General features: G+C 69.3%; 27 protein-coding genes. 8 read left to right on the plus strand and 19 right to left on the minus strand.

The genetic code is table 11. The annotated features are described in order from the left end of the window. The 3 genes from mreD to DX914_RS14025 all read right to left on the minus strand — a co-directional run bounded on the left by mreD (nucleotide 1) and on the right by DX914_RS14025 (nucleotide 2722). Entirely contained in the window at nucleotides 1–486 is a 486-nt protein-coding gene (mreD, locus tag DX914_RS14015) for a rod shape-determining protein MreD (RefSeq protein ID WP_115859724.1), read from the minus strand. Beyond that, nucleotides 483–1532, minus strand: a complete 1050-nt coding sequence (gene mreC / locus DX914_RS14020; protein WP_115859725.1) for a rod shape-determining protein MreC — start codon at nucleotides 1530–1532, stop codon at nucleotides 483–485. The genes mreD and mreC overlap by 4 nt, the downstream gene beginning before the upstream one ends. 143 nt (nucleotides 1533–1675) lie before the next feature. Further along, complete coding sequence (locus tag DX914_RS14025) at nucleotides 1676–2722, minus strand: rod shape-determining protein (protein WP_115859726.1); 1047 nt, start codon at nucleotides 2720–2722, stop codon at nucleotides 1676–1678. A 322-nt stretch (nucleotides 2723–3044) separates the two neighbouring features. Here DX914_RS14025 and DX914_RS14030 point away from each other — a divergent pair, with 322 nt between their 5' ends. Next, nucleotides 3045–3977, plus strand: coding sequence for a carbohydrate kinase family protein (locus DX914_RS14030; RefSeq protein WP_115859727.1), 933 nt, complete (start codon nucleotides 3045–3047; stop codon nucleotides 3975–3977). 66 nt (nucleotides 3978–4043) lie between these two features. On the opposite strand, the gene DX914_RS14035 is transcribed toward DX914_RS14030, so the two are convergent. Genes DX914_RS14035 through DX914_RS14055 form a run of 5 tightly spaced genes read right to left on the minus strand, consistent with a single transcriptional unit; the run spans nucleotide 4044 to nucleotide 8883 of the window. Then, the gene (locus tag DX914_RS14035; RefSeq protein WP_115859728.1) at nucleotides 4044–4523 is read right to left on the minus strand and encodes a GNAT family N-acetyltransferase; all 480 of its coding nucleotides are present in this window, start codon (nucleotides 4521–4523) and stop codon (nucleotides 4044–4046) included. Next, on the minus strand, nucleotides 4520–5242 hold the full coding sequence (locus DX914_RS14040) for a GH25 family lysozyme (protein WP_196778915.1): 723 nt from the start codon (nucleotides 5240–5242) through the stop codon (nucleotides 4520–4522). Before DX914_RS14040 ends, DX914_RS14035 begins: the two co-directional genes overlap by 4 nt. After that, nucleotides 5239–5958 (minus strand): hypothetical protein, encoded by a 720-nt coding sequence (locus tag DX914_RS14045; RefSeq protein ID WP_115859729.1) that lies wholly within the window; start codon nucleotides 5956–5958, stop codon nucleotides 5239–5241. Before DX914_RS14045 ends, DX914_RS14040 begins: the two co-directional genes overlap by 4 nt. Then, nucleotides 5955–6896 carry an alpha/beta fold hydrolase gene (locus tag DX914_RS14050; RefSeq protein WP_231118275.1) on the minus strand — a complete coding sequence of 314 codons (942 nt, stop codon included), beginning with the start codon at nucleotides 6894–6896 and terminating at the stop codon, nucleotides 5955–5957. Before DX914_RS14050 ends, DX914_RS14045 begins: the two co-directional genes overlap by 4 nt. A 43-nt stretch (nucleotides 6897–6939) precedes the next feature. Next, nucleotides 6940–8883, minus strand: coding sequence for a M1 family metallopeptidase (locus tag DX914_RS14055; RefSeq protein WP_115859731.1), 1944 nt, complete (start codon nucleotides 8881–8883; stop codon nucleotides 6940–6942). A gap of 219 nt (nucleotides 8884–9102) precedes the next feature. Between DX914_RS14055 and DX914_RS14060 the strand changes: the two genes are divergently transcribed. Next, nucleotides 9103–9843 carry an SDR family NAD(P)-dependent oxidoreductase gene (locus DX914_RS14060; RefSeq protein ID WP_115859732.1) on the plus strand — a complete coding sequence of 247 codons (741 nt, stop codon included), beginning with the start codon at nucleotides 9103–9105 and terminating at the stop codon, nucleotides 9841–9843. 3 nt (nucleotides 9844–9846) lie between these two features. After that, nucleotides 9847–10179, plus strand: a complete 333-nt coding sequence (locus tag DX914_RS14065) for a DMT family transporter (protein WP_425480688.1) — start codon at nucleotides 9847–9849, stop codon at nucleotides 10177–10179. 46 nt (nucleotides 10180–10225) lie between these two features. Here the strand turns inward: DX914_RS14065 and DX914_RS14070 are convergent, their stop codons facing one another. From DX914_RS14070 to ubiE, 3 genes are all read right to left on the minus strand, one after another. Beyond that, complete coding sequence (locus tag DX914_RS14070; protein ID WP_115859733.1) at nucleotides 10226–10735, minus strand: DUF4189 domain-containing protein; 510 nt, start codon at nucleotides 10733–10735, stop codon at nucleotides 10226–10228. 189 nt (nucleotides 10736–10924) lie between these two features. After that, nucleotides 10925–11398: a GNAT family N-acetyltransferase gene (locus DX914_RS14075; protein ID WP_115859734.1), complete on the minus strand. Its 474-nt coding sequence runs from the start codon at nucleotides 11396–11398 to the stop codon at nucleotides 10925–10927. 40 nt (nucleotides 11399–11438) lie between these two features. Then, nucleotides 11439–12230, minus strand: coding sequence for a bifunctional demethylmenaquinone methyltransferase/2-methoxy-6-polyprenyl-1,4-benzoquinol methylase UbiE (ubiE, locus tag DX914_RS14080; RefSeq protein ID WP_115859735.1), 792 nt, complete (start codon nucleotides 12228–12230; stop codon nucleotides 11439–11441). Between the two features lie 55 nt (nucleotides 12231–12285). On the opposite strand from ubiE, the gene DX914_RS14085 reads away from it, so the two are divergent. After that, a complete protein-coding gene (locus tag DX914_RS14085; protein WP_115859736.1) occupies nucleotides 12286–12762 on the plus strand; it encodes a GNAT family N-acetyltransferase in 477 nt (158 codons plus the stop codon). On the opposite strand, the gene DX914_RS14090 is transcribed toward DX914_RS14085, so the two are convergent. Continuing rightward, a complete protein-coding gene (locus DX914_RS14090; protein ID WP_196778916.1) occupies nucleotides 12759–13634 on the minus strand; it encodes a DUF417 family protein in 876 nt (291 codons plus the stop codon). The genes DX914_RS14085 and DX914_RS14090 overlap by 4 nt on opposite strands. Before the next feature lie 153 nt (nucleotides 13635–13787). Here DX914_RS14090 and DX914_RS14095 point away from each other — a divergent pair, with 153 nt between their 5' ends. Then, entirely contained in the window at nucleotides 13788–14447 is a 660-nt protein-coding gene (locus tag DX914_RS14095) for a DUF2306 domain-containing protein (RefSeq protein WP_115859737.1), read from the plus strand. Here the strand turns inward: DX914_RS14095 and DX914_RS14100 are convergent. After that, nucleotides 14427–15554 carry a helix-turn-helix domain-containing protein gene (locus DX914_RS14100; RefSeq protein ID WP_115859738.1) on the minus strand — a complete coding sequence of 376 codons (1128 nt, stop codon included), beginning with the start codon at nucleotides 15552–15554 and terminating at the stop codon, nucleotides 14427–14429. The genes DX914_RS14095 and DX914_RS14100 overlap by 21 nt on opposite strands. 105 nt (nucleotides 15555–15659) lie before the next feature. Here DX914_RS14100 and DX914_RS14105 point away from each other — a divergent pair, with 105 nt between their 5' ends. The 3 genes from DX914_RS14105 (at nucleotide 15660) to DX914_RS20055 (ending at nucleotide 18548) form a co-directional block, all read left to right on the plus strand. After that, a complete protein-coding gene (locus DX914_RS14105; RefSeq protein ID WP_115860224.1) occupies nucleotides 15660–16115 on the plus strand; it encodes a nucleoside deaminase in 456 nt (151 codons plus the stop codon). 139 nt (nucleotides 16116–16254) lie between these two features. Next, on the plus strand, nucleotides 16255–17496 hold the full coding sequence (locus tag DX914_RS14110; protein ID WP_147300679.1) for a hypothetical protein: 1242 nt from the start codon (nucleotides 16255–16257) through the stop codon (nucleotides 17494–17496). Nucleotides 17497–17582: 86 nt separating this feature from the next. Further along, nucleotides 17583–18548 (plus strand): hypothetical protein, encoded by a 966-nt coding sequence (locus tag DX914_RS20055; protein WP_147300680.1) that lies wholly within the window; start codon nucleotides 17583–17585, stop codon nucleotides 18546–18548. A gap of 9 nt (nucleotides 18549–18557) precedes the next feature. Here the strand turns inward: DX914_RS20055 and DX914_RS14115 are convergent, their stop codons facing one another. From DX914_RS14115 to DX914_RS14140, 6 genes are all read right to left on the minus strand, one after another. Then, a complete protein-coding gene (locus DX914_RS14115; RefSeq protein WP_115859741.1) occupies nucleotides 18558–19148 on the minus strand; it encodes a hypothetical protein in 591 nt (196 codons plus the stop codon). Then, entirely contained in the window at nucleotides 19145–19699 is a 555-nt protein-coding gene (locus DX914_RS14120; protein ID WP_115859743.1) for an RNA polymerase sigma factor, read from the minus strand. Before DX914_RS14120 ends, DX914_RS14115 begins: the two co-directional genes overlap by 4 nt. A 90-nt stretch (nucleotides 19700–19789) precedes the next feature. After that, the gene (gene hslU / locus DX914_RS14125; RefSeq protein WP_115859746.1) at nucleotides 19790–21157 is read right to left on the minus strand and encodes an ATP-dependent protease ATPase subunit HslU; all 1368 of its coding nucleotides are present in this window, start codon (nucleotides 21155–21157) and stop codon (nucleotides 19790–19792) included. Between the two features lie 166 nt (nucleotides 21158–21323). Then, entirely contained in the window at nucleotides 21324–21875 is a 552-nt protein-coding gene (gene hslV / locus DX914_RS14130; RefSeq protein ID WP_115859748.1) for an ATP-dependent protease subunit HslV, read from the minus strand. Between the two features lie 71 nt (nucleotides 21876–21946). Then, complete coding sequence (locus tag DX914_RS14135) at nucleotides 21947–23218, minus strand: M16 family metallopeptidase (RefSeq protein WP_115859750.1); 1272 nt, start codon at nucleotides 23216–23218, stop codon at nucleotides 21947–21949. Then, nucleotides 23215–24495, minus strand: a complete 1281-nt coding sequence (locus tag DX914_RS14140; protein ID WP_115859752.1) for a M16 family metallopeptidase — start codon at nucleotides 24493–24495, stop codon at nucleotides 23215–23217. The genes DX914_RS14135 and DX914_RS14140 overlap by 4 nt, the downstream gene beginning before the upstream one ends.

Raw genomic sequence — 24495 nt, forward strand, 5'->3', positions numbered from 1 at the left:
TCAGCGCCTCCGCCAGCTACCCAGGCGCAAGGCGTCGAGCAGCAGGAAGATCGGCGGCCACAGCAGCAGGCCCGACACCGGCGCCAGCCAGAACGAGGCCGGCAGGGTCGGCTCGCCCAGGGCCACGTGGATGGCGGCGGTGACGATGCGGTCGTTGAGCATCAGGCCGCCGACCCACAGCGCCTGCTGCCACAAGGGGAAGAAGCGCAGCCGCGCGCGGAAGCGCTGCAGGATGAAGCTCATCACCACCAGGCGCAGCGCCTGCTCGCCGAACAGGCCGCCGTAGACCAGGTCGCCGACCAGGCCGACGATGAAGGCGAAGCCCAGGCCGGCGCGGTCGGGCTCCTCGATCACCCAGTAGGCCAGCACCAGCGCCAGCCAGTACGGGCGCAGCGGCTGCAGCGCCGCCGGCAGCGGCAGCAGGCCCAGCAGCAGCGCGGCCAGCAGGCTGACCGGCAACACCCAATGTTGGCGGGTGCGGGTCATCGGCGTGGCTCGGTGGCGGTGGACGGGGTCGCGCGCGCGGGCGACGCCGGCGGATTTGCGGCGGGCGCGCTGGTAGCGGGCGTGTTCGTTGCGGGTGTGTTCGCGACGGGTGCGTTCGTCGCGGTCGCGGCGCCGGGCACGCCGGTCGCGGCGGCCGAATCGGTCGGCGCCTGGGTGGTATCGAATTCCTCGGTGTTCACCGGCGGCGGCATCGACAGCAGCACCAGCACCTCGCGGCCGCGGTCCAGCTGCGCGGCCGGGGTCACGTCGCCGACCAGGAAGGCGCGGCTGTCGTCGGGCCGCAGCGCGGCGATGGTGCCGACCGGGAAACCCGGCGGGAAGCGTCCGCCCAGGCCCGAGGTCACCAGCTGGTCGCCGACCTTGACGTCGCTGGACAGCGGCACGCTGGCCAGGCGCAGCACGTCGCTGCGGCCGTCGCCGTAGACCACCAGGCGCGCGCCGTTGCGCGCCACCGCCACCGGCACCGCATGCGAGGGGTCGGTGATCAACAGCACGTTGGCGTGCAACGGGGTCACGCCGATGATCTGGCCGAGCAGGCCGCCGGCGTCGATCACGCTCTGGCCGGTGCGCACGCGGTCGCGGCTGCCGGCGTCCAGCACCAGGCGCTGGGTGGTGGGGTCCAGGTCGATGTCCAGGATCGGCGCCAGCACCGCGTCCAGGTTGCCGCGCTGGGCGGTCTCGAGCAGGCCGCGCAGACGCACGTTGTCGGCGGCCACGGTCTGCATGCGCGCCATGCGCGCCTGATTCACCAGCAGTTCGTTGCGCAGGCGGCGGTTGTCTTCGGTCAACTGCGCCAGGGTGCCGGCGTCGTCGGAGATGCGCTCCACCAGCCGCCCGGGCCAGCCGGCCACCGCCCACAGCGGCGCCACCACCGTGGCCGCCTGCTGGCGCGCGCGGTGCAGCCAGCCGCCGCGGTGGTCGAGCACGATCAGCACCACCGCCAGCGCCAGGTAGGCCAGCAGCCGCAAGGTGCCGGCGACATCGCCTAGACGGGCGGCGGTGGGTGGGCCGGCGTAAGAGGGCATTGAGGCCGGGAGTCGGGGTGTAAAAGGTTGTCAGCACCGCGCGAAGCAGCCAGCTGCATCGCGCGCCTTGCCGCCGGCAGCGCCCGCGGGTGTTGCGGAAACCGGGACGGCGCGCCAGCGGCCGCCGCCCCAGGCAGCGCGCCTTATTCCGGCGCGAAGAACTCGTTGCCGTGCATGTCCACCAGCTCCAGCGCGCGGCCGCCGCCACGGGCCACGCAGGTCAGCGGGTCGTCGGCCACCTGCACGTGCAGGCCGGTTTCCTCGCTGATCAGGCGGTCCAGGTCGCGCAGCAGGGCGCCGCCGCCGGTGAGCACGATGCCGCGCTCGGCGACGTCGGCGCACAGTTCCGGCGGGGTCTGCTCCAGCGCCAGCTTGATCGCCGAGACGATGCCGGCCAGCGGCTCGCGCAGCGCTTCCAGCACTTCGTTGGAGTTGATCATGATCATCTTCGGCACGCCCTCGGCGAGGTTGCGGCCGGAGACCTCGATCGACATCGCCTTCTGCTGCGGATAGGCGCAGCCGATGTCGAGCTTGATCCGCTCGGCGGTGGCTTCGCCGATCAGGGTGCCGTAGGTGCGGCGCACGTAGTTGATGATCGCCTCGTCGAAGCGGTCGCCGCCGATGCGCACCGAAGCCGAGTAAACGATGCCGTTGAGTGCGATCACCGCCACCTCGGTGGTGCCACCGCCCACGTCCACCACCATCGAGCCGCGCGCCTCGGTCACCGGCATGCCGGCGCCGATCGCCGCGGCCATCGGTTCCTCGATCAGGTAGACCTCGCGCGCGCCGGCCTCTTCGGCCGATTCCTTGATCGCGCGGCGCTCGACCTGGGTCGAGCCGCAGGGCACGCACACCAGCACGCGCGGGCTCGGGCGCAGGAAGCGCGATTTGTGCACCTTGCGGATGAAGTGCTTGAGCATTTCTTCCGTATAGGTGAAGTCGGCGATCACGCCGTCCTTCATCGGCCGGATCGTGGTGATGTGGCCCGGGGTGCGGCCCAGCATCTGCTTGGCCTCGCCACCGACCGCCGCCACCGTGCGGTTGCCGCCGATCACGCGGTCCTGGCGCACCGCGACCACCGAAGGTTCGTTCAGGACTATCCCTTGTCCGCGCACATAAATGAGGGTGTTGGCCGTGCCCAGGTCGATGGACAGGTCGTTGGAAAACATGCCGCGAAACTTCTTGAACATCGGGGGATAGGCCGTCAAAAGGGAGGCGCGAAGGGGTTCGCTAGCCTAACAACCGCCCCCCCACCGGGCAAGGAAAAACAACGCTTTCCGACGCTTTCCGCCGTTCAGGGGCAGCTTCCCCGGCCGCCGCCCGGCCGGCCCGGACCGGGCCCTCGCCGGCCCCGCCCCGGCACCCGCCCCCGGGGCGGGCGCCGAACCCGGCAGTCGGTCACAAACTGGCCGTCGGCCTCCGCAGCCGCTAACCTACGCCGCCAAGGCGGCAGGAGCCGCCGTTTTTTTGGCCGCGCCGGTCCGGCGGCCGCCTTACCTTGGGGTTATAGCGATGTCTGCACTGATCTGCGGTTCCCTGGCTTACGACACCATCATGGTGTTTCCCGACCAGTTCAAGAACCACATCCTGCCGGACAAGGTCCACATCCTGAATGTGTCCTTCCTGGTCCCGCGCATGCGCCGCGAATTCGGCGGCTGCGCCGGCAACATCGCCTACAACCTCAAGCTGCTGGGCGGCGATCCGATCCCGATGGCCACCGTGGGCCAGGACTTCGGGCCCTACCGCGAATGGTTCGAGGAACAGGGCATCCGTCTGGACCAGGTCAAGGTGATCGACGAGCTGTTCACCCCGCAGGCCTTCATCACCACCGACCACGACAACAACCAGATCACCGCCTTCCATCCGGGCGCGATGATGCGTTCCTACGAGAACCACGTGCGCGACGTGAAGGGCGTGACCTTCGGCATCGTCAGCCCCGACGGCCGCGAGGGCATGATCCAGAACGCGCAGGAATTCTCCGAAGCGGGCATTCCCTTCATCTTCGATCCGGGCCAGGCCATGCCGCTGTTCAACGGCGAAGAGCTGCGCCACTTCATCGAGCAGGCCGACTACGTCACCGTCAACGACTACGAGTCCAACCTGCTGCAGGAACGCACCGGCTGGAGCGAGGGCGACATCGTCAAGCGGGTCAAGGCCTACATCACCACGCGCGGCCCGCACGGCTCGCAGATCCACACGCCGGAAAAGACCTACGACATCCCGCCGGCGCACGAGCGCCGCGTGACCGATCCCACCGGCTGCGGCGACGCGTTCCGCGCCGGACTGATCTTCGGCATCGAGAAGGGCTACGACTGGCTCACGATCGGCCGCATGGGCAACCTGATGGGCGCGCTCAAGGTCGAGCATCCGGGCACGCAGAACCAGCGCTTCGATTACGAAGAGTTCGCCGAGCAGTTCAAGCAGCAGTTCGGTTACGCGCTGTAAGCGGCCGCGCATCGCGCGACCCGCGCAAAAAAGTCCCGGCCGCGCGCCGGGATTTTTTTGCCCGACTCAGTCGCGCAGACGCTTGCGGAACACCGCCACGTCCTGCCCGCCCTGGCGCGCGGTCTGCAGATACTCCCAACCCAGGCGCCGCATCAGGCCGATGGCGGTCGCGGTGCCGGTGTAGAGCGCGGCATGGCCGCGTTGCCGCGCCAGCTCCTCCAAGGCCAGGATCAGTTCGGCGCCCACGCCGCGTCGGCGCCAGGCCGGCGCCACCAAGGCCGCCGCCGCCCAAGGCGCGAACTGCGGGCACTCGTCGATCGAGGCGGACTTCAACGCGGCCACGCCGATCGCCGCGCCTTCGTGCAGCGCCACCACGCCGATCGGCAACGCGTCGCGGCTGCAGAACGCGGCCAGGTCGGCGGCCGCATCGCCGGGCCCATCGGCGCCGTAGTAATCGGGCCATTCGCTTTCGAACAAACGCCGCAGATCGCCGACGGCCGCCGGGTGGTCGGCCAACAGGGCGATGGCGACCTTGTCCGCGCTCATGGCCGCGCCTCGCGCCAGCGCGCGAACGCCGCCGCGTCGCCGTCGAACACGTTCAAGTCCACCGGGCCGGCGATGCCGCGCACGCGGCCGCGATTGTGGTACTGCCACAGCGTCCACGGCCCGCTCGCGTCTGGCGCGCGCACGATCGCGCGGCGCCACAGCGCGCGCGCCGGCAGCTGCTCGCGGTAGGCGGCGTAGAACTCGGGCGTGACGTACAGCAGCGCGGCACGGCCGTAAGCCGCTTCGACCTCGGCCAGATAGGCGTCCAGTTCGCGCCGCAACTCCGCGCCCGCGGGCGCGCGCCCGCAGTTGCCGCCGAACTCCAGGTCCACCGCCGGCGGCAGGTCGTCGGGCGCCGGCGCGGCGGCGGCGAGGAAGTTGCGCGCCTGTTCGTCGCCGGACTTGCACCAGGTGTAGAAGTGATACGCGCCGACCGCCAGCCCCGCCGCACGCGCCTCGCCGCGGTTGCGCTCGAACAAGCGGTCGCGATGATCGCCGCCTTCGCTGGCCTTGAGATAGACGAAGGCGACATCGTCGCCCGCCACCGTGCGCCAGTCGACCTGGCCCTGATGGTGCGACACGTCCAGTCCGCGCAACGGATAACGCACGCGGTCGGGCTGCCAATGCAGGAACCATTGCCAGCCCAGCGCCGCCGCCAGCGCCCCGCCCACGGCCAAGGCCGCCAGCGCGGCCAGCGCGCGCGGCCAGCGCGAACTCACTTCCAGCCCGGCAGCTTGTCCGCGTCCAGGCCGCCGACTTCGAACACCGCGGTGCGGGTGCCGCCGGCCTTGACCGGGAACTCGATGGCGATGGTCCTGGCGCCGCGCACGGTGCGCCACAGCATGCGCTCGTCCTCGATGAACATGGCGATGGCTTCGTCGGTCTTGGGCCGGCTGGCCGCCACCGGCTTGGGCGCGGCGTCGTCGACCTTGAGCTTGACCTTGCAGCCGCCGTAGCAGTCGAAGTCGCCGGCCTGCAGCACCAGATAGCTGGTGCGGCCCCACTCGGGATGGTCGCGGAAGATCAGCCGCACCTCGTGCGGGCCGCCGCCATCGGTGTCCAGGTACTCCTTGGCGTAGAGCGCGGCCGAACGCTGCTCGCCGCCCTTGGCCGGCTGGCTCTGGTAGGTCCACAGCGCGGCCAGGCGGCGCGCTTCCAGCGTGTTCACCGCCTCGACCTTGGCCTTTTCGTACTGCTCGTGGATGCGCGCGGCGGCCTGGCTCTTGGGGTACTTGGCGTTGAGGATGTCGCCGTGCGCACGCGCCACGTCCCATTTGCCCAGGGCCACGGCTTCGTCGAAGGACTTGGCCATGTCGCTTGCGGCCTTTTCGTCGGCCGCGGCCTGCGCGGCGGCCACCGCCTTGGGGTCCGGGCCGGGTTGGCAGGCGCCGACGGCAAGCGCGGCGGCGATCAGCAACGGGAACTTTGCGTTCATCGGGATTGGCCCTTTTCTATGAGTCCGACGACGGCCTGGGCGACCGCGTCGGGTTGTTCGATCGGCGACATATGCCCGCAGCCGTCCAGCAGCACGCGCAGCGCCTGCGGCATGCGCTGCGCATACAGCTCCAGCGCGCTGGCGTCGATGACCGCATCCTGGCGGCACCATAGCAGCAAGGCCGGTTGCCGGATGCCCGCGGCCGCCTCGCCGGGCAGAAAGCGTTCCGGGCCGCGGCCGATGCGATCCAGCACCGCCTGCTCGAACGCCGCGTCGCGTTTGCGCCGGGCGATGTAGATGCGGTCGGCCGGCCACGGGATCAGCGGCTTGGCGCGGCCGTCGTAGAACACGGTATCGATGTAACGGCGCAGCGAGGCCTGGTCGACCACCGCGAACGGATTGGCGCCGGCCAGCACCTGCTCGCCGAAGCGGTTGTCGCGGAAACGCACGCCGGCCGCGTCCAGCAGGCCGATGCGATCCACCGCACCGGTGTGGCGCGCGGCGGTGAGCGCGGCGATGCCGCCGCCCATGGAATGCCCCAGCAGCACCACCTGGCCGCCGCGCGGCCGCGCCACCTGTTCGATGAAGGCGGCCACGCGCGCGCTCTGCGCCAGGAAGCCGTAATCGGCGCCGGCCACGCGTTGGCTTTCGCCCCAGCCCGGCAGGTCCGGGATCAGCAACCGGTAGCGGCCACGCAAACGCTGCGCCAGCGGGTACCAGTTCTCCTTGCTGCCGGTGAAGCCGTGCACCAGCACCAGCACCGGCGCGTTGGCCGGCGCCTCGTCGTTGTAGGCGTAAACCCAGCGGTGACCAGCCACGACCACGCTGTCGCGCGACAGGCCCGCGGCGATGCGCTGGCGGGTGTAGTCGGCCAGCACCACCCGGTAGGGGTCGCGCCACAGCAGCGCCGTCAGCAGCGCAAACGACGCGGCCGCCACTAGGGCGGCCGCGATCAGAAGGCGACGCCGGCGCACGGCGTCCTTACTGCGCCGGTTGCGGCGCGGCCTTAGCCTTGGCGATCACCGCTTCCACCGAACCGGTGGTGATCGGGTGATAGCTGGGCTTGGCCTTGGCGAAGATCTGCTCGGCCAGCGCCAGGCCGGCGGGCGTCTTGACCAGTTCGTTGTAGGTCGGCATCACCAGCTTGCGCCGGCCCACGCGCTGCAGGAACGCGCCCAGCGCTTCGTTGGCCTGGGTGTAGCCGCTGCGCACCGCCAGAGGGTACCAGCGCTGGGCGATCTCGCCGTTGGGCGTACCGGTGAACTTGTACGCCGCGTCCAGCGCCTTGAGCTGATCGACGCTGAGCGTGTCGGGCATGCCTTCGATGAAGTGCACGCGCTCCTGCGTGGTCCACTTGTCGCTGGCCGCCTTGTCCGGCAGCGTGCCCGCGTCCAGCCAGGCCTTGCGCGCGGCGTCGACCGCGTCGAAGCGCGCCGACGGCGTGGCCGGCGCATTGGCCGGAATGCCGGGCTCGTACAGCCAGGCGTCGAACTCGGCCTGGGTCACCTTGCCCGGATACTTGTCCAGCAGGTTGGCCTTGGCGTAGTCGACGAACTGCTGGGTGGAGATGCTCTGGAACGCGAAGTGGTCGAAGTAGCCGCGCAGGAAGGCGTCGAAATTCTCGCGGCCGAAGCGCTGCTCCAGGAACTCCAGGAACCAGGCGCCCTTGGTGTAGACGGTGCCGGTGAGGTTGTCGTCCGGGTCCTTGAGGTCGCCCGGCTTGACCGCCAGCGACTGCAGCGCCTTGTTGTCGTCGGTGAACTCGGCCTTGAGCTCGTTGCGGCCGATCACGCTCTCCATGTCGGCGCGCTCCTTGCCGTACAGCGACTCGACGATGCGGTTCTCGACGTAGCTGGTGAAGCCTTCGTTGAGCCAGGCATCGTTGGCGGTGGAGAAGGTGACCAGGTTGCCCGACCAGCTGTGCGCGAGCTCGTGCGCGATCAGCGACACCAGCGACTTGTCGCCGACCACCACGGTGGGCGTGGCGAAGGTCAGGCGCGGGTTCTCCATGCCGCCGTAGGGGAACGACGGCGGCAGCACCAGGATGTCGTAACGCTCCCAGCGGTAGGGGCCGTACAACTTCTCGGTAGTCTCCATCATCTTTTCGGTGTCGGCGAACTCGGCCGCGGCCTTGGGTGCCATCGCCGGTTCGGCCCACACGCCGCTGCGCGCGGAGATCGGCTGGAACACCAGGTCGCCGGCGGCGATGGCCAGCAGGTAGGACGGGATGCGCTGCGGCATCTTGAATTCGTAGTCGCCGTCGCGCGGCGCCTTGGGATCGTTGTCGGCGCTCATCAGCACCATCGCGTCCTTGGGCGAGGTCACGTGCGCGGTGTAGGTGAAGCGCACGCTGGGCGTGTCCTGCAGCGGCACCCAGGAGCGCGCGTGGATCTGCTGCGACTGGCTGAACATGAAGGGCGTCTTCTTGCCCTCGGTCATCGCCGGCGTCAGCCACTGCAAGCCCGAGGCCTCCGGCGAGGTCTTGTAGCTCACGCGGATGCGCGCGTTGCGGTCCGGCGCTTCGATGGTGAGCTTGCTGCCCAGCAGCTTGTCGGCCGGCGCCAGGGCGAACTTGAGGTCGTTCCACTTGCCGTCGCTGCGCTCGCCTACGACCTTGTCGATGGTCAGATCGCGCGTGTCCAGCACCAGCTGGGTGGCGCTCTTGTCGACCCAGTTCAGGGTGTAGGTGGCCGAGCCGCCGAGCTGCTTGTGCTCGAAGTCCACCGCCAGCTGCAGGGCCAGGTCGTCGATCCGGACCTTGCCCGGCTCGGCGTAGGAATGCGCATCGACCACGGCGGCTGGGGTCACGGCGGTCTCCGTGTTGGCGGCGGGGGTGGCGGTGCCCTGCGCGGGCGGCGCGGCATCGCGCGAACAGGCGGCGGCCAGCGCCGCGGCGAGACAGACGGTCAGGATCGAATAACGCATGGAAGGCCCGGTACGTAAAGGGACGAGCCTTCGAGTGTAGCGCCTCGCCCGCGCCGGGGCATCGCACAGCATGGCGGTTGCGCGCGCGCCGGTCAGCGCCGGCGCCGCAACGCAGAGTTCCGGCCCGCGGCGGCGCAACACTCAGTCCCGCCGGACCGGCTGCGCGCGCGCCGGCGCCTGCCTAGCATCGGGGCCCTTCCCCAACCCCGGAGTTCGGACATGAATCCTTTGGCAGGCAAGGTCGCCCTGGTCACCGGCGGCAGCCGCGGCATCGGTGCGGCCACCGCGCGGCGCCTGGCGCGCGACGGCGCCGACGTGGCGCTGACCTACGCCAGCTCGCAAGCGCAGGCGCAGGAGGTGGTCGCGGCGATCCGGGCCGCCGGCCGCCGCGGCCTGGCGATCCAGGCCGACAGCGCCGACCCGGCCGCGGTGAGCGCGGCGGTGGAGCGTACCGTCGCCGAATTCGGCCGCCTGGACATCCTGGTCAACAACGCCGGCATCTTCATGTACGGCCCGTTTGAAGATGAGTCGCGCGAGAGCTTCGAGCGCGCGATCGCGATCAACGTGCAGGCGCCGTTCGTGGCCGCGCAGGCCGCGTCCAGGCACCTGGGCGAAGGCGGCCGCATCATCACCATCGGCAGTTGCCTGGGCGAACGCATCGGCGCGCCGGGCATGACCCTGTACTCGCTGACCAAGTTCGCCACCGTCGGCCTGAGCAAGGGCCTGGCCCAGGACCTGGGCGCGCGCGGCATCACCGCCAACGTGGTCCAGCCCGGCCCCATCGATACCGACATGAACCCCGCCGACGGCGAAGGCGCCGACGCGCAGCGCGCGGGCCTGCCGCTGGGCCGCTACGGCGAACCCGACGACGTCGCCGACGCGGTGGCCTTCCTCGCCGGCCCCGGCGGGCGCTTCGTCACCGGCGCCGTGCTTTCGGTCGACGGCGGCTTCTCGGCCTGAGCCGTGGGCCGCGCCTCGCTACTGGCCTGGTCGCTGCTGGTCGGCGCCGGGCTGCTGGAAATCGTCTGGGCCATCGCGCTGAAACAGAGCGAAGGCTTCGAGCGCCTGTGGCCTTCGGTGATCGGCCTGGGCGCGGCGGTGCTGAGCTTCGCCATGCTGGCCCTGGCGCTGAAGTGGCTGCCGGTGGGCACCGCCTACGCGGTGTGGGTGGGCATCGGCACGGTGGGCGTGGCGGTGGCCGGTATCGTCGCCTTCGGCGAGCCGGCGAACGCGCTGCGCCTGGGCTGCCTGGCGCTGATCGTGGGTGGGGTGATCGGTTTGAAAGTAATCGGATGACGCGCGGTCGCACGACACCGCGCCCTGGCGCACGCGCGCCGGGGCCTCACCAGTCGTTCCACTGCTCCACGCAGTTGGCATAAGCCGGCTTGCACATCGGCGAGCCTTGCGCCTTGCATTGCGCCTCGGCCTGCGCCTTCGCGTCGGCCACTTCCTTGCCGGTGCCGGCGTAGATCGCGAGCTTGCTGCCGCTGGCATCGGCGCCGATCACCGCCACCGCGCATTCGTTGACGAAGCTCAGCACGATCTTGCAGTCGGTACCGCCGTTGGCCTTGCAACTTTGCATGGCCGACCGCTCGGCCTGCCGCCGGCTGCCGAACAGATCGTTTTTGTCGCTGGCGCCGACCGCCACAGAAGCTTGCGCGAATGCGAGCGCGCCGTAACCGTTGTAGACCTTGGGCCCGCGCGGCGTGTTGTCCACGGGCGGCCAGCCACCGCCAGAGCCTCCCGGTACGCACTGGTTGGCGCCCGGAGTGCCCGTAGGCGTGGGGTTCGGCCGCATGCCGTCGGGGCAGCCGTCCTCGGCCGAGGCCGGGGCGGCGATGGCCAGGAGCATAAGCGTGGATAGCGATGCGAACAGCAATTTCACGGCGACCGTTCCATATCGAGCTCGCACCGGAGCCTAAGCAATCGGCCGTGCCGGCACCACCGACATGCGCCGACACGTGGGCAACTTGCGCCGGTTCGGGCGAGATGCGCAACAGACACTGGCTGCAGGCCGTGCGATCGGCTGCGATGCAGGCGCTCAGTTGGCGTCGATGCGTTCGAGGTAATGCCCGGACGCAGCATAGGCTTCGTTGCCGGCCAGTTTGCCTTGCACGGTGCGGAGCACGCGAAAGCCTTCGGACAGGTATAGAGCCAACGCCGCGTCGTTGCCCACCAGCACCTCGGCGTACATCGTGCCTGCGCCATCGGCGATGGCACGGCGCAGCAAGGCGCGGCCGATGCCGCGCCGGTACACGCTGGGGTCGCAATACAGCCAGGTCAGTTCGTCGTCGGAATACGCCGCGAAGCCCTGCACCAGGGCATCGACCTCGGCCACCACCACGCGCGCGTCGAACAGGCCTTCGTTGTCTGCCGTCTGCGCGAGGGTCAGGTAGGCCGCTTCCAGGCCCGCGGCAGCGAGTTCGTCGCGGCGCGCGGCGTCGTGGATCGCGCATAGGCGCGGCCAGTCGCTGTCGCGGTAGTCGCGTAGCCGGATGGCGCCGAACGTGTGCATGGTCGGGCGCTCGCGCGCGAACCCTGCGGCGCCGGCCCCTTTACACCTTGTAGCCGGTGTGGATCGCGCAGATGCCGGCCGACAAATTCTTGTAGTCGCAACGGGCGAAGCCGGCGGCCTCCATCATCGCCTTCAACTGGTCCTGCGGCGGATGCTTGCGGATGCTCTCGGCCAGGTACTGGTAGCTATCGCTGTCGTTGGCGAACAGCTTGCCCAGCTTGGGCAGCACGTTGAACGAATGGAAATCGTAGATCGGCTTGAACCACTCGGCCTTGACCTCCGAGAACTCCAGCACCCGCGCCTGGCCGCCCACCTTGAGTACGCGGTTCATCTCGCGCAGCGCGGCGTCCTTGTCGGTGACGTTGCGCAGGCCGAAGGCGATGGTGACCAGGTCGAAGCTGGCGTCCGGGAACGGCAGCGCCTCGGCGTTGAGCTGCACGTATTCGAAACCGGCGACCTTGCCCAGGTCGGTCATGCGGTCGCGGCCCACGCGCAGCATGGCGCCGTTGATGTCGCCCAGGACGATGCCGCCGGGCTCCTTGCCCTGCGCCACCTCGTGCGCCGAGCGCAGCACGCGGTCGCGCAGCAGCAGGGCGATGTCGCCGGTGCCGCCGGCCAGGTCCAGCACGCGGTCGCCGCGCTTGGCCTGGGCGGTGGCGACGAAGTAGCGCTTCCAGACCCGGTGGATGCCCAGGCTCATCAGGTCGTTCATCAGGTCGTAGCTGCTGGCGACCGAGGAGAACACCTCGCCGACCAGCTTCTGCTTGTCGCCCGTGGGCACGTCGCGGAAGCCGAAGTGGGTGGTACCGGGCTTGTGGGTCTGTTCGCTCATGCCGGGATTATCGCACGGCCGTCCGCGGCGCCCGCGAACTGGCAGAATCGCGGCCATGCCCACGTCCCCTGCCCTGCGCTGGCTGGTCCAGCCCTACGACCGGCTCGAGCGCGACCAGCTCTACGACCTGTTGCGCCTGCGCGCGCAGGTGTTCGTGATCGAACAGAACTGCGTCTACCTGGACCCCGACGACAAGGACCGCCACCCCGAGGCCCTGCACCTGCTGGGCTACGCCGGCGACGGCGCGCTGGCGGCGTATCTGCGCATCCTGCCGGCCGGCCTGAGCTACCCGCAGGTCAGTTTCGGCCGGGTTCTCACCGCCCCCGATTACCGCGGACGCGGGCTGGGCGACCTCATGGTCGAGCGCGCTCTGGACGCGATCCAGGCGCAGTGGCCCGGCGCCGACGTGCAGATCGGCGCTCAGGCCCACTTGCAGGGCTACTACGGCAAGCACGGTTTCGAACCTAGCTCGGAGCCCTACGTCGAGGACGGCATCCCGCACATCGACTTGCTGCGTCGGGCGCGCGCCTAGGCGCGACGCCGCGGCGGCGCGCTCAGCGCCAGCACCGCGGCGCCGGCCAGCAGCAACAGGTCCTTGAGCAGGAACTGCGCGGTGCCGCCGACGTACGGGAAGCCGTACCCCGGCTGCCAGCCCGGCGTGGTGAACAGAAAGCTGTTGGTCAACAGGTAGGTCGAGACCGCGGCCCACAGGCCCCAGCGCGCCCATTGCGGACGCCACGGCCACAGCGCGATCAGCGCCGCGGTCGCCAGCTCGATCGCGCCGATCAGGTTGGACGCGCCCTGCTCGCTCAGCGGCCCGTACAGCCAGGCGAACAAGGGGCTGGCGCGCATCAGCCCGGCCACGCCCTGTGCTTCGACCGCGGTGAATTTCATCAGGCCGATCCACACCAGCACCAGCAGCTGGCCCAGCCACAGGCCGTACAGCGCCCGTCGCGCGCCGTCGCCGCAGCCGCGTTCGCGCGCGTACAGGCCCAGGGCCAGCGCGGCGATGCCCAGGTGCTTGAGCAGGGTCTGGCCGCTGCCGATCACCGGAAAGCCGCGGTACGGCGGGTCGTGGATCCAGGCCGCCGGGCCCAGCAGCAAGGCCAGGCCCGCGGCCCAGTACGCCGCCGCCAGCAGGGCCGCGCCCTTGCGCACGCGGCCGCGCGGCGCCAGCAGCAGGGCCAGGCCGATCGCCGATTGCAGCACCGCCAGCGCCCAGCCGATGGACTCCGCCCAGGCGGGCGACGGCAGCCAGGCGTAGCCGGACAACAGCCGGGCCAGCGCGGCTTGCTCGAACGGCAGCGGCCGCATCAGGCCGAACCACAGGGTCAGCAGGCCCAGCAGCCGCGCCGATAGGTTCCAGACATGCGCCAGCGACGGGCTTTCGGCGGGGTAAGGCATCGGCGTCTCCGGTCTCGGGCAATGGCACCCGCCCCTAAAGAGGGCCGCCGTAGGCCATCGGATGCGCGCGGGCGTACGAATCGGCCGGATCGGACGACGCTCAGCGCCACCGCACCGACCCTGGAGCTCTCTCATAGGGCTCAGGGGTGACGTATGCGGCAGGTGTGGCGTGGGTTGCGCTGGTTGGCGGCGCTGGCGTTCGGGCTGTTGTGCGTGGCGGTGGCGGCGTACGCCTTCGCCTTCTTCTATGTGCGCAACGCCTCGATCGGCAACCCGTTCGACGCGAACTTCGCCGTGGCCGGCTGGGCCGTGCCCGGCCACCTGTTCGGCGGCGGCCTGGCCCTGCTGCTGGCGCCGCTGCAACTTCTGACGGGCCTGCGCCGGCGCTGGCCGCGGCTGCACCGGCTCGGCGGCGGCCTGTACGCGGGCGGCATCCTGGTCGGCGCGATCTCGGCGCTGGCGTTGGCGCCGCAGGCCCAAGGCGGTTGGGCCAGCGGCAGCGGCTTCGTGTTGCTGGCGCTGGTGTGGATCGGCACGACCGCCACCGGCATCCGTTATGCGCTGATCGGCGACTACGAACGCCACCGCCGCTGGATGTTCCGCAGCGTGGCCCTGACCGCCTCGGCGGTGACCCTGCGGCTGATGCTGGGCATCGGCGCGGCGGCCATGCACTGGCCGTTCCTGGCCGTGTACATCACCGCCGCCTGGACCTGCTGGACCTTCAACCTGGCGGTGTGCGAACTGCTGCTGCGCTGGCCACGCAGGCGCGCGCGCCTGGATGCGCGGCGCCGGCTAGCCGCGCTGGCTCGCTGAGCCAGCCGCGCGCTGCTGGCGGTAGGCGCTGGGCGTGAGCCCGAGCTGGCGCTTGAACGCGGCGTTGAAGGTCGACTTGGAGGTAAAGCCGCAGTCGTAGGCGATGTCCAGGATGGTGCGCGCATCGTCGCCGTCGGCCAGGCAGGCGCGCGCGGCCTCGACCCGCTGGCGGTTGATGTAATCGCAGTAGTTGCCCTCGAAGCGGCGGTTGATGACCGCCGATACCAGGTATTCGGGGTAGCCGCTGCGCCGCGCCAGCTGGGCGATGGTCAGGGCCGGCTCGCGGTACAGGCGTTCGCTGCTCATCAGCTGCGAGAGCTTGGCTTCCACCGCGGGAAAGCGCGGATCGTCGGCCGCCGCAATGGCGGCCGGCGGCGGCGCTTCGTCGGGCGCTTCGGGATCCTCCAACGCCGCAACGGGCGCCTGCGCCAGACTCAGGTAACCGACCACGAACACCCAGGCCGACACCGCGCCGTAGATCAGTGGATAGTCGATCCAGGGGATGTCGAACAGGAACTGGGTCAGGGCAATGCACCAGATCACGATCTGCGAGACCGCCATCGCGTCGATCCAGTGCAGCGACATGCGGTCGGCGTCGGAGCGCCGTTGCAGCAACGCACGACGGTAGCGGCGCACGCACACCAGCCCGGCCACCACGTAGCTCAGGCTGTAAGCGAACAGGAACACGTCCAGCCAGGCGCCGCCGGGCCAGGCGCCACCGTTGCGGATGTGCAGGTACAGCGCGCGGTCGCCGGCGGCGTCCTGCACGAACGTGCCCAGGTTCGGCAGCAGCGCCACCACGAAGCCGAGCAGATGCACCCAGTCGCCGCGGCCGAAGCCACAACCGCGCGTGAGCGTGCGCACGTAGACGTAGAACAAGCTGCCGTACAGGAACGGGAACAGGCCGACGAAGTGATAGAGGCGGATCAGCTCGGGGCCGGGGTCGCGGAAGTACAGCGCCTTCACCGCCAGGTCGAAGCCGATCAGCGCGATCCAGCCGGCCAGCATGCGGTTGCCGGCCGCATTGACCGGGCGCCGCCACAGCGCCATGGCCAGCAGCGCCGCCTGCGCCGCGCCGATCGCGAATACCACGCTCCAAAAGATCATGCGGCGGCCGTATCCCCGTGGCGGTCCGCGCCGATTATGCCCGTGCCGGGCTGGCCGCCGGCGCGCGCAGGCGCCAGACTGCGCATCCGCACCCGGAGTTTCCGCATGATCGCGACCCCCGACTACCGCGCCCTGCTCGCCACCGCCGTCGCCGAAGCCCGTCAGGGCCTGGCCGAGGGCGGCATTCCGATCGGCGCCGCGCTGTACCACAACGACGGCCGCCTGCTCGGCTGCGGCCACAACCGCCGCATCCAGGAAGGCGACCCCTCCGTGCACGGCGAAACCGACGCCTTCCGCAAGGCCGGGCGCCAGCGCCGCTACGGCGACACCATCATGGTCACCACGCTGGCGCCGTGCTGGTACTGCAGCGGTCTGGTGCGCCAGTTCAACATCGGCACCGTGGTGGTCGGCGAATCGGTGAACTTCCAGGGCGGCATAGCCTGGCTGCGCGAGAGCGGCGTCCAGGTCGTCGATCTCAACGACGGCGAATGCATCGAGATGCTCGGCGGCTACATCGCACAGCACCCCGAGATTTGGAACGAAGACATAGGCGAAGACTGAACCAAACGCGGTCTCAGGCTGCGCGATCCGCGTGGTCCACGCTGACACGCACCGTCGTCCGACAGTGTTACCCTGCCGATGCAGGGGTGATCAATGGATTGGTGCGTCCATCCATGCAGTGGTACCACAAGGAGATCGAATGAACGCAATGCGTAAGCGGGCGCTGTTGTCCTGCGCCCTGGTCGCCACCGGCCTGTTCGCCGCCCCGGCCTGGGCCGGCAGCGTCCAATGCGACAACGACCGCGCCGCGGGGCAATACCCCTGCGACAACATGGGCGGCCTGAACTACGTTTACCGCAGCGGCCAGCGCGGCGATTGGAACGGCGACGACCGCCTGAATTCCACCAACACCGGCTGGTACGGCTGGTTCTTCCCCGGCGTCGAGCGCAGCTACAGCTTCTATGCCTGGCTCAACAACAGCGCCTTCACCGACGCCTACGCGCGTTACGGCGTGATCGACACCAGCAACGCCTACCGTCAGACCGCGGTCATCAACCAGAACACCGCACCGGGCGGCTGGAACTACGCCGGTTACGGTCGCGGCTACCTGTTCACCGTCACTCCCAGCGGCAACGGCCGCAACGGCGCCGACATCGTGCAGCTGTACTACGCCGACGGCCTGGCCGCCGCCGCCGACGCCGCGCCGCGTGTGACCGAGGCCAATCGCGACTTCAGCGGCCGCTGCCCGTCCGCCACGCCCGCCGATCCGCGCATCGCCGCGCTGCAGCAGCGCATGCTCGACGCGCCCGACGCCTACCGCGACGCCGTCGGTTCGGTGGACCTGCGCTTCCGCAACAACGGCCAGAACGAAGCCATCGACTTCGAAGTGTCCAGGACGCAGCGCAGCAGCTTCGTGCGCATCGCCCGCGGCCAGGACCGGGTCGAAGAGCACGCCACCCGCAACGGCAGCAGCCTCAGCCTGTATCCGCAGGCCAAGGCCTACAAGACCACGTTGCTGGCCGACCTGCCCGCACCCGGCGGCCCGCGTGTGTACCGCAACGCGCGTTGCGAGGCGGTGTTCGTACACCGCGGCGACGCCAGCGGCGCGATCGGCGCCGACAACGTCATCGCCCCGCAGAACTACGCCTTCTGGCTGTCCACCGAGGACGTGCGCATCGCCGGCCGCCAGCGCCTGCTCGGCCGCGAAGCCACCGTGGTCGCCGGCAAGCACGCCGACTACCTGGGCGAGAAGCTCGGCGCCGCGACGTTCCGCATGTGGGTGGACGACAAGACCGGCGCCCTGCTCAGGCTGGTCGGCCGCGACCGCACCGGCGCGGTGGCCTACTCCATCGACGTGCGCGAGCTGCGCTTCGACACCGGGCTGGAGCTGAAGCCGTCGATGGCGGCGCCGCAAGGCTGGTCCCGCTTGGAAACGCGTTAAAGCACAGAGGCGGCACGCGGGACGATCCCGCGTGCCGTTTGTGGGAAGCTCCCGCAGTCTGAACGGAAAGAGGGCGTGAGAAGTACATGGACGTTCTTTTAGAACTTGATCTACGGATGGAAGGGGTCGGAGATCTAGAAACCCTCGATGGGATCCGAGCGGCTATACGCCACATACATGTTGCAACTCGCCACCTAAAGTTAGGACGAGAAAGTGCGGATCAAGACTTATTCAACGACACCATCTACCGCACGAATCAAGCGTTCGAAGGAATGCTTAAAGAAGCCTACGTAGTCCTAACTGGGACGAATGGCATGAAGAAGTCGCCAAGCGAGATCGAAAAGCATCTTATCGACGGAAAACACCTAACCGATAGAGTCTTGGATTTGTTTAAAAACTATCGACAGGGATGGCGAAATCCTTCAACTCACGACCACACGCTCCTATTCAAAGAACAAGAGGCACTGCTAGCTATTGTTAGCGTTGCAGCATTCGCAATTGTTCTTCTCGACCAAGTTATCGAAAAACTTAGCGCCCAAAGAGCCGAAGAAGAAACCAAGAGGCTGGCGAAGGTGGAAATATCGCCGGAGACCGCGGGTAATTTCCAAGATCACCTGCTGCGCTTGATAACGCTCTTTCTCGAAAACAACTCAACGCAGATTTCAGGTCTACGCGAGCCAGCTATCATCGGCAACTTGGCGGGATTCATTAAAGCCGTAGATCCCGACATCACGATCGAGCTAGAGCCTACCCGGGATTATGGCGTAAACGGTATTCCTGATATTTTGTTCAAGAAGAACAAGCAAGAAATACTGTTTGAACTGGAAACATCCAGATCAAAATCTGGACTACGAGGAGGTACTCTGTCCAGAATGACGAGGATGTTGAGCGGCATCGAGGCGGAATTCGGCATAATTCTTGCCACTCTCGACCCAGGTGACCTGACCGTAAAAGATTTTCCCTTTGGGGACAACAACGTCTATGTACTGTCCTCAGCATCGGAAGACCACTCCGATGCACACTTCAAATGGCTACCCTATAGTTGGGATTAGCATTATTCATCAGCCGTCGCGCAGCTGCTCCTGCAGTTCGCGCAGGTAGGCCAGGCGCGGGATGTTGCGGCGCGCCTTGAACCAGGCCATGCAGGCCGAGACCAGCACGCCCAGGCCGCCGCCGACCAGGGCGCCGGTGTTGCCGTGCACGTCGCGTGCGTGCTCCTGCGGCAGCGCGCCGATCACGATCGCGAACACGACCAGGATCAGCAGCACGCCGAACCAGGTGCCGTAGCGCCAGTAGCGCAGGCTGGTGTTGGCGCGGTCGATCTCCAATTCCAGCATGGCCGCGGCGTCCAGCCCGTCGTCGCGCAGCTGCCGGCGGCGCAGCCACAGCGACCAGGCCTGGAAACCGATCGAGGTCGGGATCAGCAGCGCGAACACCAGCAGCATCGCGTCCGAAGGCGCGGTCTTGAGCATCAGCCAGGCGATGGCCGCCAGCGTGGCCACGGTCAGGCTGAGTTCGCCGTACACCGCCTTGCGCAACGCGCGCCCGCGCTTGCCGACCTCCTCGCGCAGGCGGTCCACGTCGATGCCGGCGCCGGATTGCGCGCGCCATTCGTCGCCCAGGGCGGTCCAATCGAAATCCGCGTCGCTCATGCCGAGGCTCCCAGGCTGTCGCGCAGTTGCCGGCGCGCGCGGCTGAGCCGCTGCGCCACGGTGTTTTCTTCCAGGCCCAATGCCGCGCCGGTCTCGCGCAGCGAAAAGCCTTCCAGCGCCAGCACCACGACCTGGCGCTGGCCCAGCGGCAGCTGGCGCACGGCGTCGAGCAGGTTGCGCCGGCGCTGCTGCGCTTCGGCATGGCGCAGCGGATCGTCGCCGGGATCGGGGTGGGTCTCGTCCAGGCTGTCCTCGACCCGGCGGTGCCGGGCCAGGTAGTCGATCGCGCGGTTGTGCGCGACCCGGGCGATGAAGGTGCGCAGCGAAGCCTCGCCGCGCCAGCCCGGCAGCGCACGCCACAGCGCCAGGCTGATCTCCTGCAGCAGGTCCTCGCGCCGGCCCGGTTCGGACTGGTAGCTGCCGGCGATGCGGTCGAGCATGGGCCCATGCTCGCGCAGCACGCTGTCCAGATCGGGCACGGCGGCGCCGCCGTGCGCCTGCGCGGCGGTCCCGTCCCTTTCGCTGGCTACCGCGTTCGCGGCTTCGTCCATCACCGGTGTTCCCTGCTCCCCTCACCGCATAGTCGGGGCGGGCGGGGAAAACATGACACGGCCGCCGCGGATCGCGGCGGCCGGCGCCGGTCAGAGGATGTAACGGCTCAGGTCCGGGTCCTGGACCAGTTCGCCCAGGTGGGCGTCGACGTAGGCGCGGTCGATGACCACGGCCTGGCCGTCGCGATCCGGGGCCTCGTAGCTCAGGGTGTCGAGCAGGCGCTCGAGCACGGTGTGCAGGCGGCGGGCGCCGATGTTTTCCTGGCGCTCGTTGACCTGGGCGGCGATCTCGGCCAGTCGGTCCACGGCCTCGGCGCTGAAACTCAGGTTCACGCCCTCGGTCTTGAGCAGTTCCACGTACTGGGTGGTCAGCGCGGCCTTGGGCTCGGTGAGGATGCGCACGAAGTCGTCCTTGCTCAGCGCGCCCAGCTCCACCCGGATCGGGAAGCGGCCCTGCAGCTCCGGGATCAGGTCGCTGGGCTTGGCCAGGTGGAAGGCGCCGGAGGCGATGAACAGGATGTGGTCGGTCTTGACCACGCCGTACTTGGTGCTGACGGTGGAGCCTTCGACCAGCGGCAGCAGGTCGCGCTGCACGCCTTCGCGGCTGACGTCGCCGCCGCCGACGTTCTCGGAGCGCTTGGCGACCTTGTCGATTTCGTCGATGAAGACGATGCCGTGCTGCTCGCAGGCCTCGATCGCGGCCTGGCGCACGTCGTCCTCGTTGACCAGCTTGCCGGCCTCTTCCTCGATCAGCTGCGGACGCGCGGCCTTGATCGTGAGCTGCTTCTTGTGGGTCTTGCCGCCGGCGACCTGCGAGAACATCTGCCGCAGCTGCTGACCCATTTCCTCCATGCCGGGCGGCGCCATGATGTCCACGCCGACGTTGACCGCGGTTTCGATCTCGATCTCGCGCTCGTCCAGTTCGCCGGCGCGCAGTTGCTTGCGCAGCTTGGCGCGGGTGTCGTTGTCGGGCGCCTGGTGGTCCTGCGCGGGGTTTTCGGCGCCGAAGCCGAAGCCGCCGGGGATGCGCTTGGGCAGCAACGCGTCGAGGATGCGGTCCTCGGCGCGGTCCTCGGCCTGGGTGCGCACGCGGTGCTTGGCCTGCTCGCGGTACAGCTTGACCGCGGTATCGGCCAGGTCGCGCACGATCTGCTCCACGTCCTTGCCGACGTAGCCGACCTCGGTGAAGCGCGTGGCCTCGACCTTGACGAAGGGCGCGTTGGCCAAGGTGGCCAGGCGCCGCGCGATTTCGGTCTTGCCCACGCCGGTGGGGCCGATCATCAGGATGTTCTTGGGCATGACCTCGTTGCGCAGGTCCGGCGCCAGCTGCATGCGCCGCCAGCGGTTGCGCAGGGCGATGGCGACGGCGCGCTTGGCGGCATGCTGGCCGACGATGTGGCGGTCCAGTTCCTGCACGATTTCGCGCGGGGTCATGGTGGAGGAGGTGTGATTGGTCATTTGCGATTCGTGATTCGTAAAAGCTGCGGCGACCGGCGCCGTTCCGATTCGTCGTTCCCCCGAAGGCGGGAATCCAAGGACTTCAGAGTCGTGCCTGGATGAAGCCCTGGATCCCCGCGTTCGCGGGGATGACGAGCCAAAGCCAGGGGGTGGGCCTCATCACGACTTAGAGCTCTTCCACGACCACGTTGCGATTCGTATAGATGCACACGTCGCCGGCGATGCCGATGGCCTCGGTGGCGATGGTGCGCGCGTCCAGCTGGGTGTGGGCCAGCAGCGCGCGTGCGGCCGACAGCGCGTACATGCCGCCCGAACCGATGGCGATGATGCCGTCCTCGGGCTCGATCACATCGCCGGTGCCGCTGATGATCAGCGAGGTTTCCCGGTCGGCCACCGCCAGCAACGCCTCGAGCTTGCCCAGGCGGCGCTCGGTGCGCCAATCCTTGGCCAGTTCGACGGCGGCGCGGGTCAGCTGGCCGTGCTTTTCCAGCTTGGCTTCGAACAATTCGAACAGGGTGAAGGCGTCGGCGGCGGCGCCGGCGAAACCGGCCAGCACCTGGCCGTCGCGGCCCAGGCGCCGCACCTTGCGCGCGTTGCCCTTCATCACCGTGTGGCCCAACGTCACCTGACCGTCGCCGGCAACCGCGACGTGGCCGTCGCGCCGCACCGAGACGATGGTGGTGGCGTGGAAGACATTGGGGTTTTGGCTGGGGTCCATGGCTGCTCCGAGGCTGACCCCTCCGAGGTGGGGCCGCCCGCAACCGGTTCAAGCCCGCAGCCGCGGCAGGCTCAGCCCTGGTGCGGGCCGGCGACCACGCCACGCCACTGCTGCGGGCGCAGGTGCTCGGCGATCGCATCGTTCAGCTGCGCCCAGCCGATCCGGCTCATGCGCCGTTCGTAAGCGAGCAGATCGTCGGTTTCCCAACCTTGCTCGGCGGCGGACAGCAAGGCTTCGCCCAGGCCGTCCAAGGTGGCCAGACCGATCTGGTAGGCACCGATCGCGGCGCGGCGCGCCGTGGCGAATTCTTCCTCGCCCACGCCGTCGGCGAATTCGGCGATCACCGCGCGCGTGGCCGCCAGCGCCGCCTGCAGATGCTGCGGACTGACCGACAGCGCGATTTGCCAGTGGCCGCTGCCGCGGTGCGGCGTTACCAGCGACGAGCGCAAGGCATAGCTGAGCCCGTGCTGCTCGCGCACCTGCGCGACCAGGCGCGAGGCGAACGAACCGCCGAGCATGCGGTCGGCCAGGCGCAGCGCGAGGTAATCGGGATGAGTGCGTCCCAAGGCCACACGCTGGCCCAGGGCGATGCCGTAACTGTCCTGCTCCGGCAGCAGCAGTTGCAGGTCTTCGGTTTGCGCCGGCACCGCATCGGCACTACCCGTGCCCGATGCGACGGCGGTCGGCGCCCACCCCGCGGTGCCGCGCTCGATCCAGCGCAGCGCCCGCGCAGGATCGACGTCGCCCACCACCGCGATGCGCAGTTCGTTGGCGCCGTAGCGTTGGCGATGGTAGCCGCGCACCTGCTCCAGCGTGACCGCTTCCAGGTGCGCGATCTGCAGCGGCGCGTCGGCCTCGTACAAGGGATGCGCCGGCGGGTACAGCAGGCGCGTCAACGCGCCCGCCGCCGCAAAGCCGGGATCGATGGATTGATAGTCCAACTCAGCGATCAGCCGGCCGCGCTCGGCGTCCAGCTGGGCCTGGTCGAACTCCGGCGCGCGCAGGCACTCGAACAGCCAGTCGGCGACCTGCGGCAGATCGTCGTTGCCGGCGCGTGCGCTGAAGCGCAGGCCCTCGTCTTCGGCCTCGACCGAGTAACTGGCGCCGCAGCTTTCCATGCGCTCGGCCAAGTCCATGCCTTCGTGCTGCCGCCCGCCATAGGCCACCAGCGCCGCGGTCAGGCGCGCCAGGGCCGCCTGCGCCGGATCGCGGACCGCGCCGGTGCGCAACCGCCCTTGCAGCGCGGCCACGCCGGGCACCGCCGCACGCAGGCCGTAGTAATGCGCGTTGGGCAGCGCCAGCGTCAGCACCTGCGGACCGGCCTGGCGCGGTAGGGCGTTCATGCCGCCGGCTCCAAGCGCTCGGCGTCGGCCAGCCAGCCCACGGTGAGCGCGTCCTCGCGCAGGTAGGCGCGCGCGACCCGCGCCACTTCGGTCGCGGTCACCGCGGCCATGCGCTCGGGCGCCAGCGCGTAGCTGCGCCAGTCGCCGGCGGCGATGGCCTCGTTCAACTGCATGGCGATGGCCAGCGGACCGTCGCGCGACGTCAGCAGCTGGCCGCGGATGCGCGCGCGTGCGCGCGTCAGTTCTTCCTCGCTTACGCCGTCGCGCACCACCTCGGCCAAGGCCTCGCGCATGGCCTGCTCCAGGCGTCCGTGTTCGGCCTCCGGGTGCAGCACGGCGCCCAGCTGCCACAGCCCCGCCTGACGCAGACGCGACAGGCTCGGCCAGACTTCCAGCGCCAAACCTGCCGGCACCAGACGGCGATGCAGGCGCGAGTAACGGCCGCCGGCCAGAATCGCGCCCAGCAGTTCCAGCGCGTCGGCGTCCGCGTGCAGGCCGGGCGGCGCGCGATAGGCGAGCATGACGATGCCGGGCGCGCCCAAGCCGCTCACGCTGGCGCGGCGCTCGCCGTCCTGCGGCGGCGCCGCGGCCTCGACGGCCGCGATCGCGCCACCGGGTTCGATGTCGCCGAAACGGCGCTGCGCGATCGCCATGGCCTCATCGACGTCGACGTCGCCGATCACGGTCAGGGTGGCGTTGTCGGGCCGGTAGTGGCGGCGGTAGTGCGCGTACAACTGCTCGCGCCGGAAGCCGGCGATATCCTCGCGCACGCCCAGCACCGGCCGCCCGTAGGGATGCTGCGGGAACGCCGCCTGCCACACCGCCTGGTGCAGCTGTTCCAATGGATCGCTCAGGCAGCGGTCGTATTCGTTCAACACCACTTGTATTTCGGTGTCCAACTCGTCCGCATCCAGGCGCAGCTCGCCCATGCGGTCGGCTTCGATGTCCGCGGCCAGGTCCAGGCTGTCGCGGGGCACCAGCGAGAAGTAGTTGGTGCGGTCGTACCAGGTGGTGGCGTTGACCTGCGCGCCCAGCGGCAGCAGCAGCTGGTGGATGGAGCGGCCCTCGCCCTTGTGGTAGCGCGCGCTGCCCTTGAACATCATGTGCTCGAGCATGTGGCTGACGCCGCGCGTGCCCATGCTTTCGTGACGGCTGCCGACATCGTAGGTCAGCATCAGCAACGCCACCGGCGCGGTGCGCAATGGCAGGTGCAGCACGTTCAGGCCGTTGCCGGCCAGGCGCTGCGCGGTGTAGCCCTGCTCGCGCACGGCCGCCAC

This window comes from Lysobacter silvisoli (assembly GCF_003382365.1).
GTDB classification, from domain to species: Bacteria; Pseudomonadota; Gammaproteobacteria; order Xanthomonadales; family Xanthomonadaceae; genus Lysobacter; species Lysobacter silvisoli.

Bases quoted from the DNA above. Each gene is read 5' to 3' on its own strand.
- DX914_RS14060 (WP_115859732.1), top strand. From the start codon at position 9,103: ATGAATCCTTTGGCAGGCAAGGTCGCCCTGGTCACCGGCGGCAGCCGC.
- DX914_RS14095 (WP_115859737.1), top strand. From the start codon at position 13,788: ATGCGGCAGGTGTGGCGTGGGTTGCGCTGGTTGGCGGCGCTGGCGTTC.
- hslV (WP_115859748.1), bottom strand. From the start codon at position 21,875: ATGGACCCCAGCCAAAACCCCAATGTCTTCCACGCCACCACCATCGTC.
- ubiE (WP_115859735.1), bottom strand. From the start codon at position 12,230: ATGAGCGAACAGACCCACAAGCCCGGTACCACCCACTTCGGCTTCCGC.
- DX914_RS14120 (WP_115859743.1), bottom strand. From the start codon at position 19,699: ATGGACGAAGCCGCGAACGCGGTAGCCAGCGAAAGGGACGGGACCGCC.
- DX914_RS14090 (WP_196778916.1), bottom strand. From the start codon at position 13,634: ATGCCTTACCCCGCCGAAAGCCCGTCGCTGGCGCATGTCTGGAACCTA.
- DX914_RS14025 (WP_115859726.1), bottom strand. From the start codon at position 2,722: ATGTTCAAGAAGTTTCGCGGCATGTTTTCCAACGACCTGTCCATCGAC.
- DX914_RS14055 (WP_115859731.1), bottom strand. From the start codon at position 8,883: ATGCGTTATTCGATCCTGACCGTCTGTCTCGCCGCGGCGCTGGCCGCC.
- DX914_RS20055 (WP_147300680.1), top strand. From the start codon at position 17,583: ATGGACGTTCTTTTAGAACTTGATCTACGGATGGAAGGGGTCGGAGAT.
- DX914_RS14100 (WP_115859738.1), bottom strand. From the start codon at position 15,554: ATGATCTTTTGGAGCGTGGTATTCGCGATCGGCGCGGCGCAGGCGGCG.
- DX914_RS14070 (WP_115859733.1), bottom strand. From the start codon at position 10,735: ATGCTCCTGGCCATCGCCGCCCCGGCCTCGGCCGAGGACGGCTGCCCC.
- hslU (WP_115859746.1), bottom strand. From the start codon at position 21,157: ATGACCAATCACACCTCCTCCACCATGACCCCGCGCGAAATCGTGCAG.
- DX914_RS14135 (WP_115859750.1), bottom strand. From the start codon at position 23,218: ATGAACGCCCTACCGCGCCAGGCCGGTCCGCAGGTGCTGACGCTGGCG.
- DX914_RS14075 (WP_115859734.1), bottom strand. From the start codon at position 11,398: ATGCACACGTTCGGCGCCATCCGGCTACGCGACTACCGCGACAGCGAC.
- DX914_RS14110 (WP_147300679.1), top strand. From the start codon at position 16,255: ATGAACGCAATGCGTAAGCGGGCGCTGTTGTCCTGCGCCCTGGTCGCC.
- DX914_RS14045 (WP_115859729.1), bottom strand. From the start codon at position 5,958: ATGAACGCAAAGTTCCCGTTGCTGATCGCCGCCGCGCTTGCCGTCGGC.
- DX914_RS14115 (WP_115859741.1), bottom strand. From the start codon at position 19,148: ATGAGCGACGCGGATTTCGATTGGACCGCCCTGGGCGACGAATGGCGC.
- DX914_RS14105 (WP_115860224.1), top strand. From the start codon at position 15,660: ATGATCGCGACCCCCGACTACCGCGCCCTGCTCGCCACCGCCGTCGCC.
- mreC (WP_115859725.1), bottom strand. From the start codon at position 1,532: ATGCCCTCTTACGCCGGCCCACCCACCGCCGCCCGTCTAGGCGATGTC.
- DX914_RS14035 (WP_115859728.1), bottom strand. From the start codon at position 4,523: ATGAGCGCGGACAAGGTCGCCATCGCCCTGTTGGCCGACCACCCGGCG.
- DX914_RS14030 (WP_115859727.1), top strand. From the start codon at position 3,045: ATGTCTGCACTGATCTGCGGTTCCCTGGCTTACGACACCATCATGGTG.
- DX914_RS14085 (WP_115859736.1), top strand. From the start codon at position 12,286: ATGCCCACGTCCCCTGCCCTGCGCTGGCTGGTCCAGCCCTACGACCGG.
- mreD (WP_115859724.1), bottom strand. From the start codon at position 486: ATGACCCGCACCCGCCAACATTGGGTGTTGCCGGTCAGCCTGCTGGCC.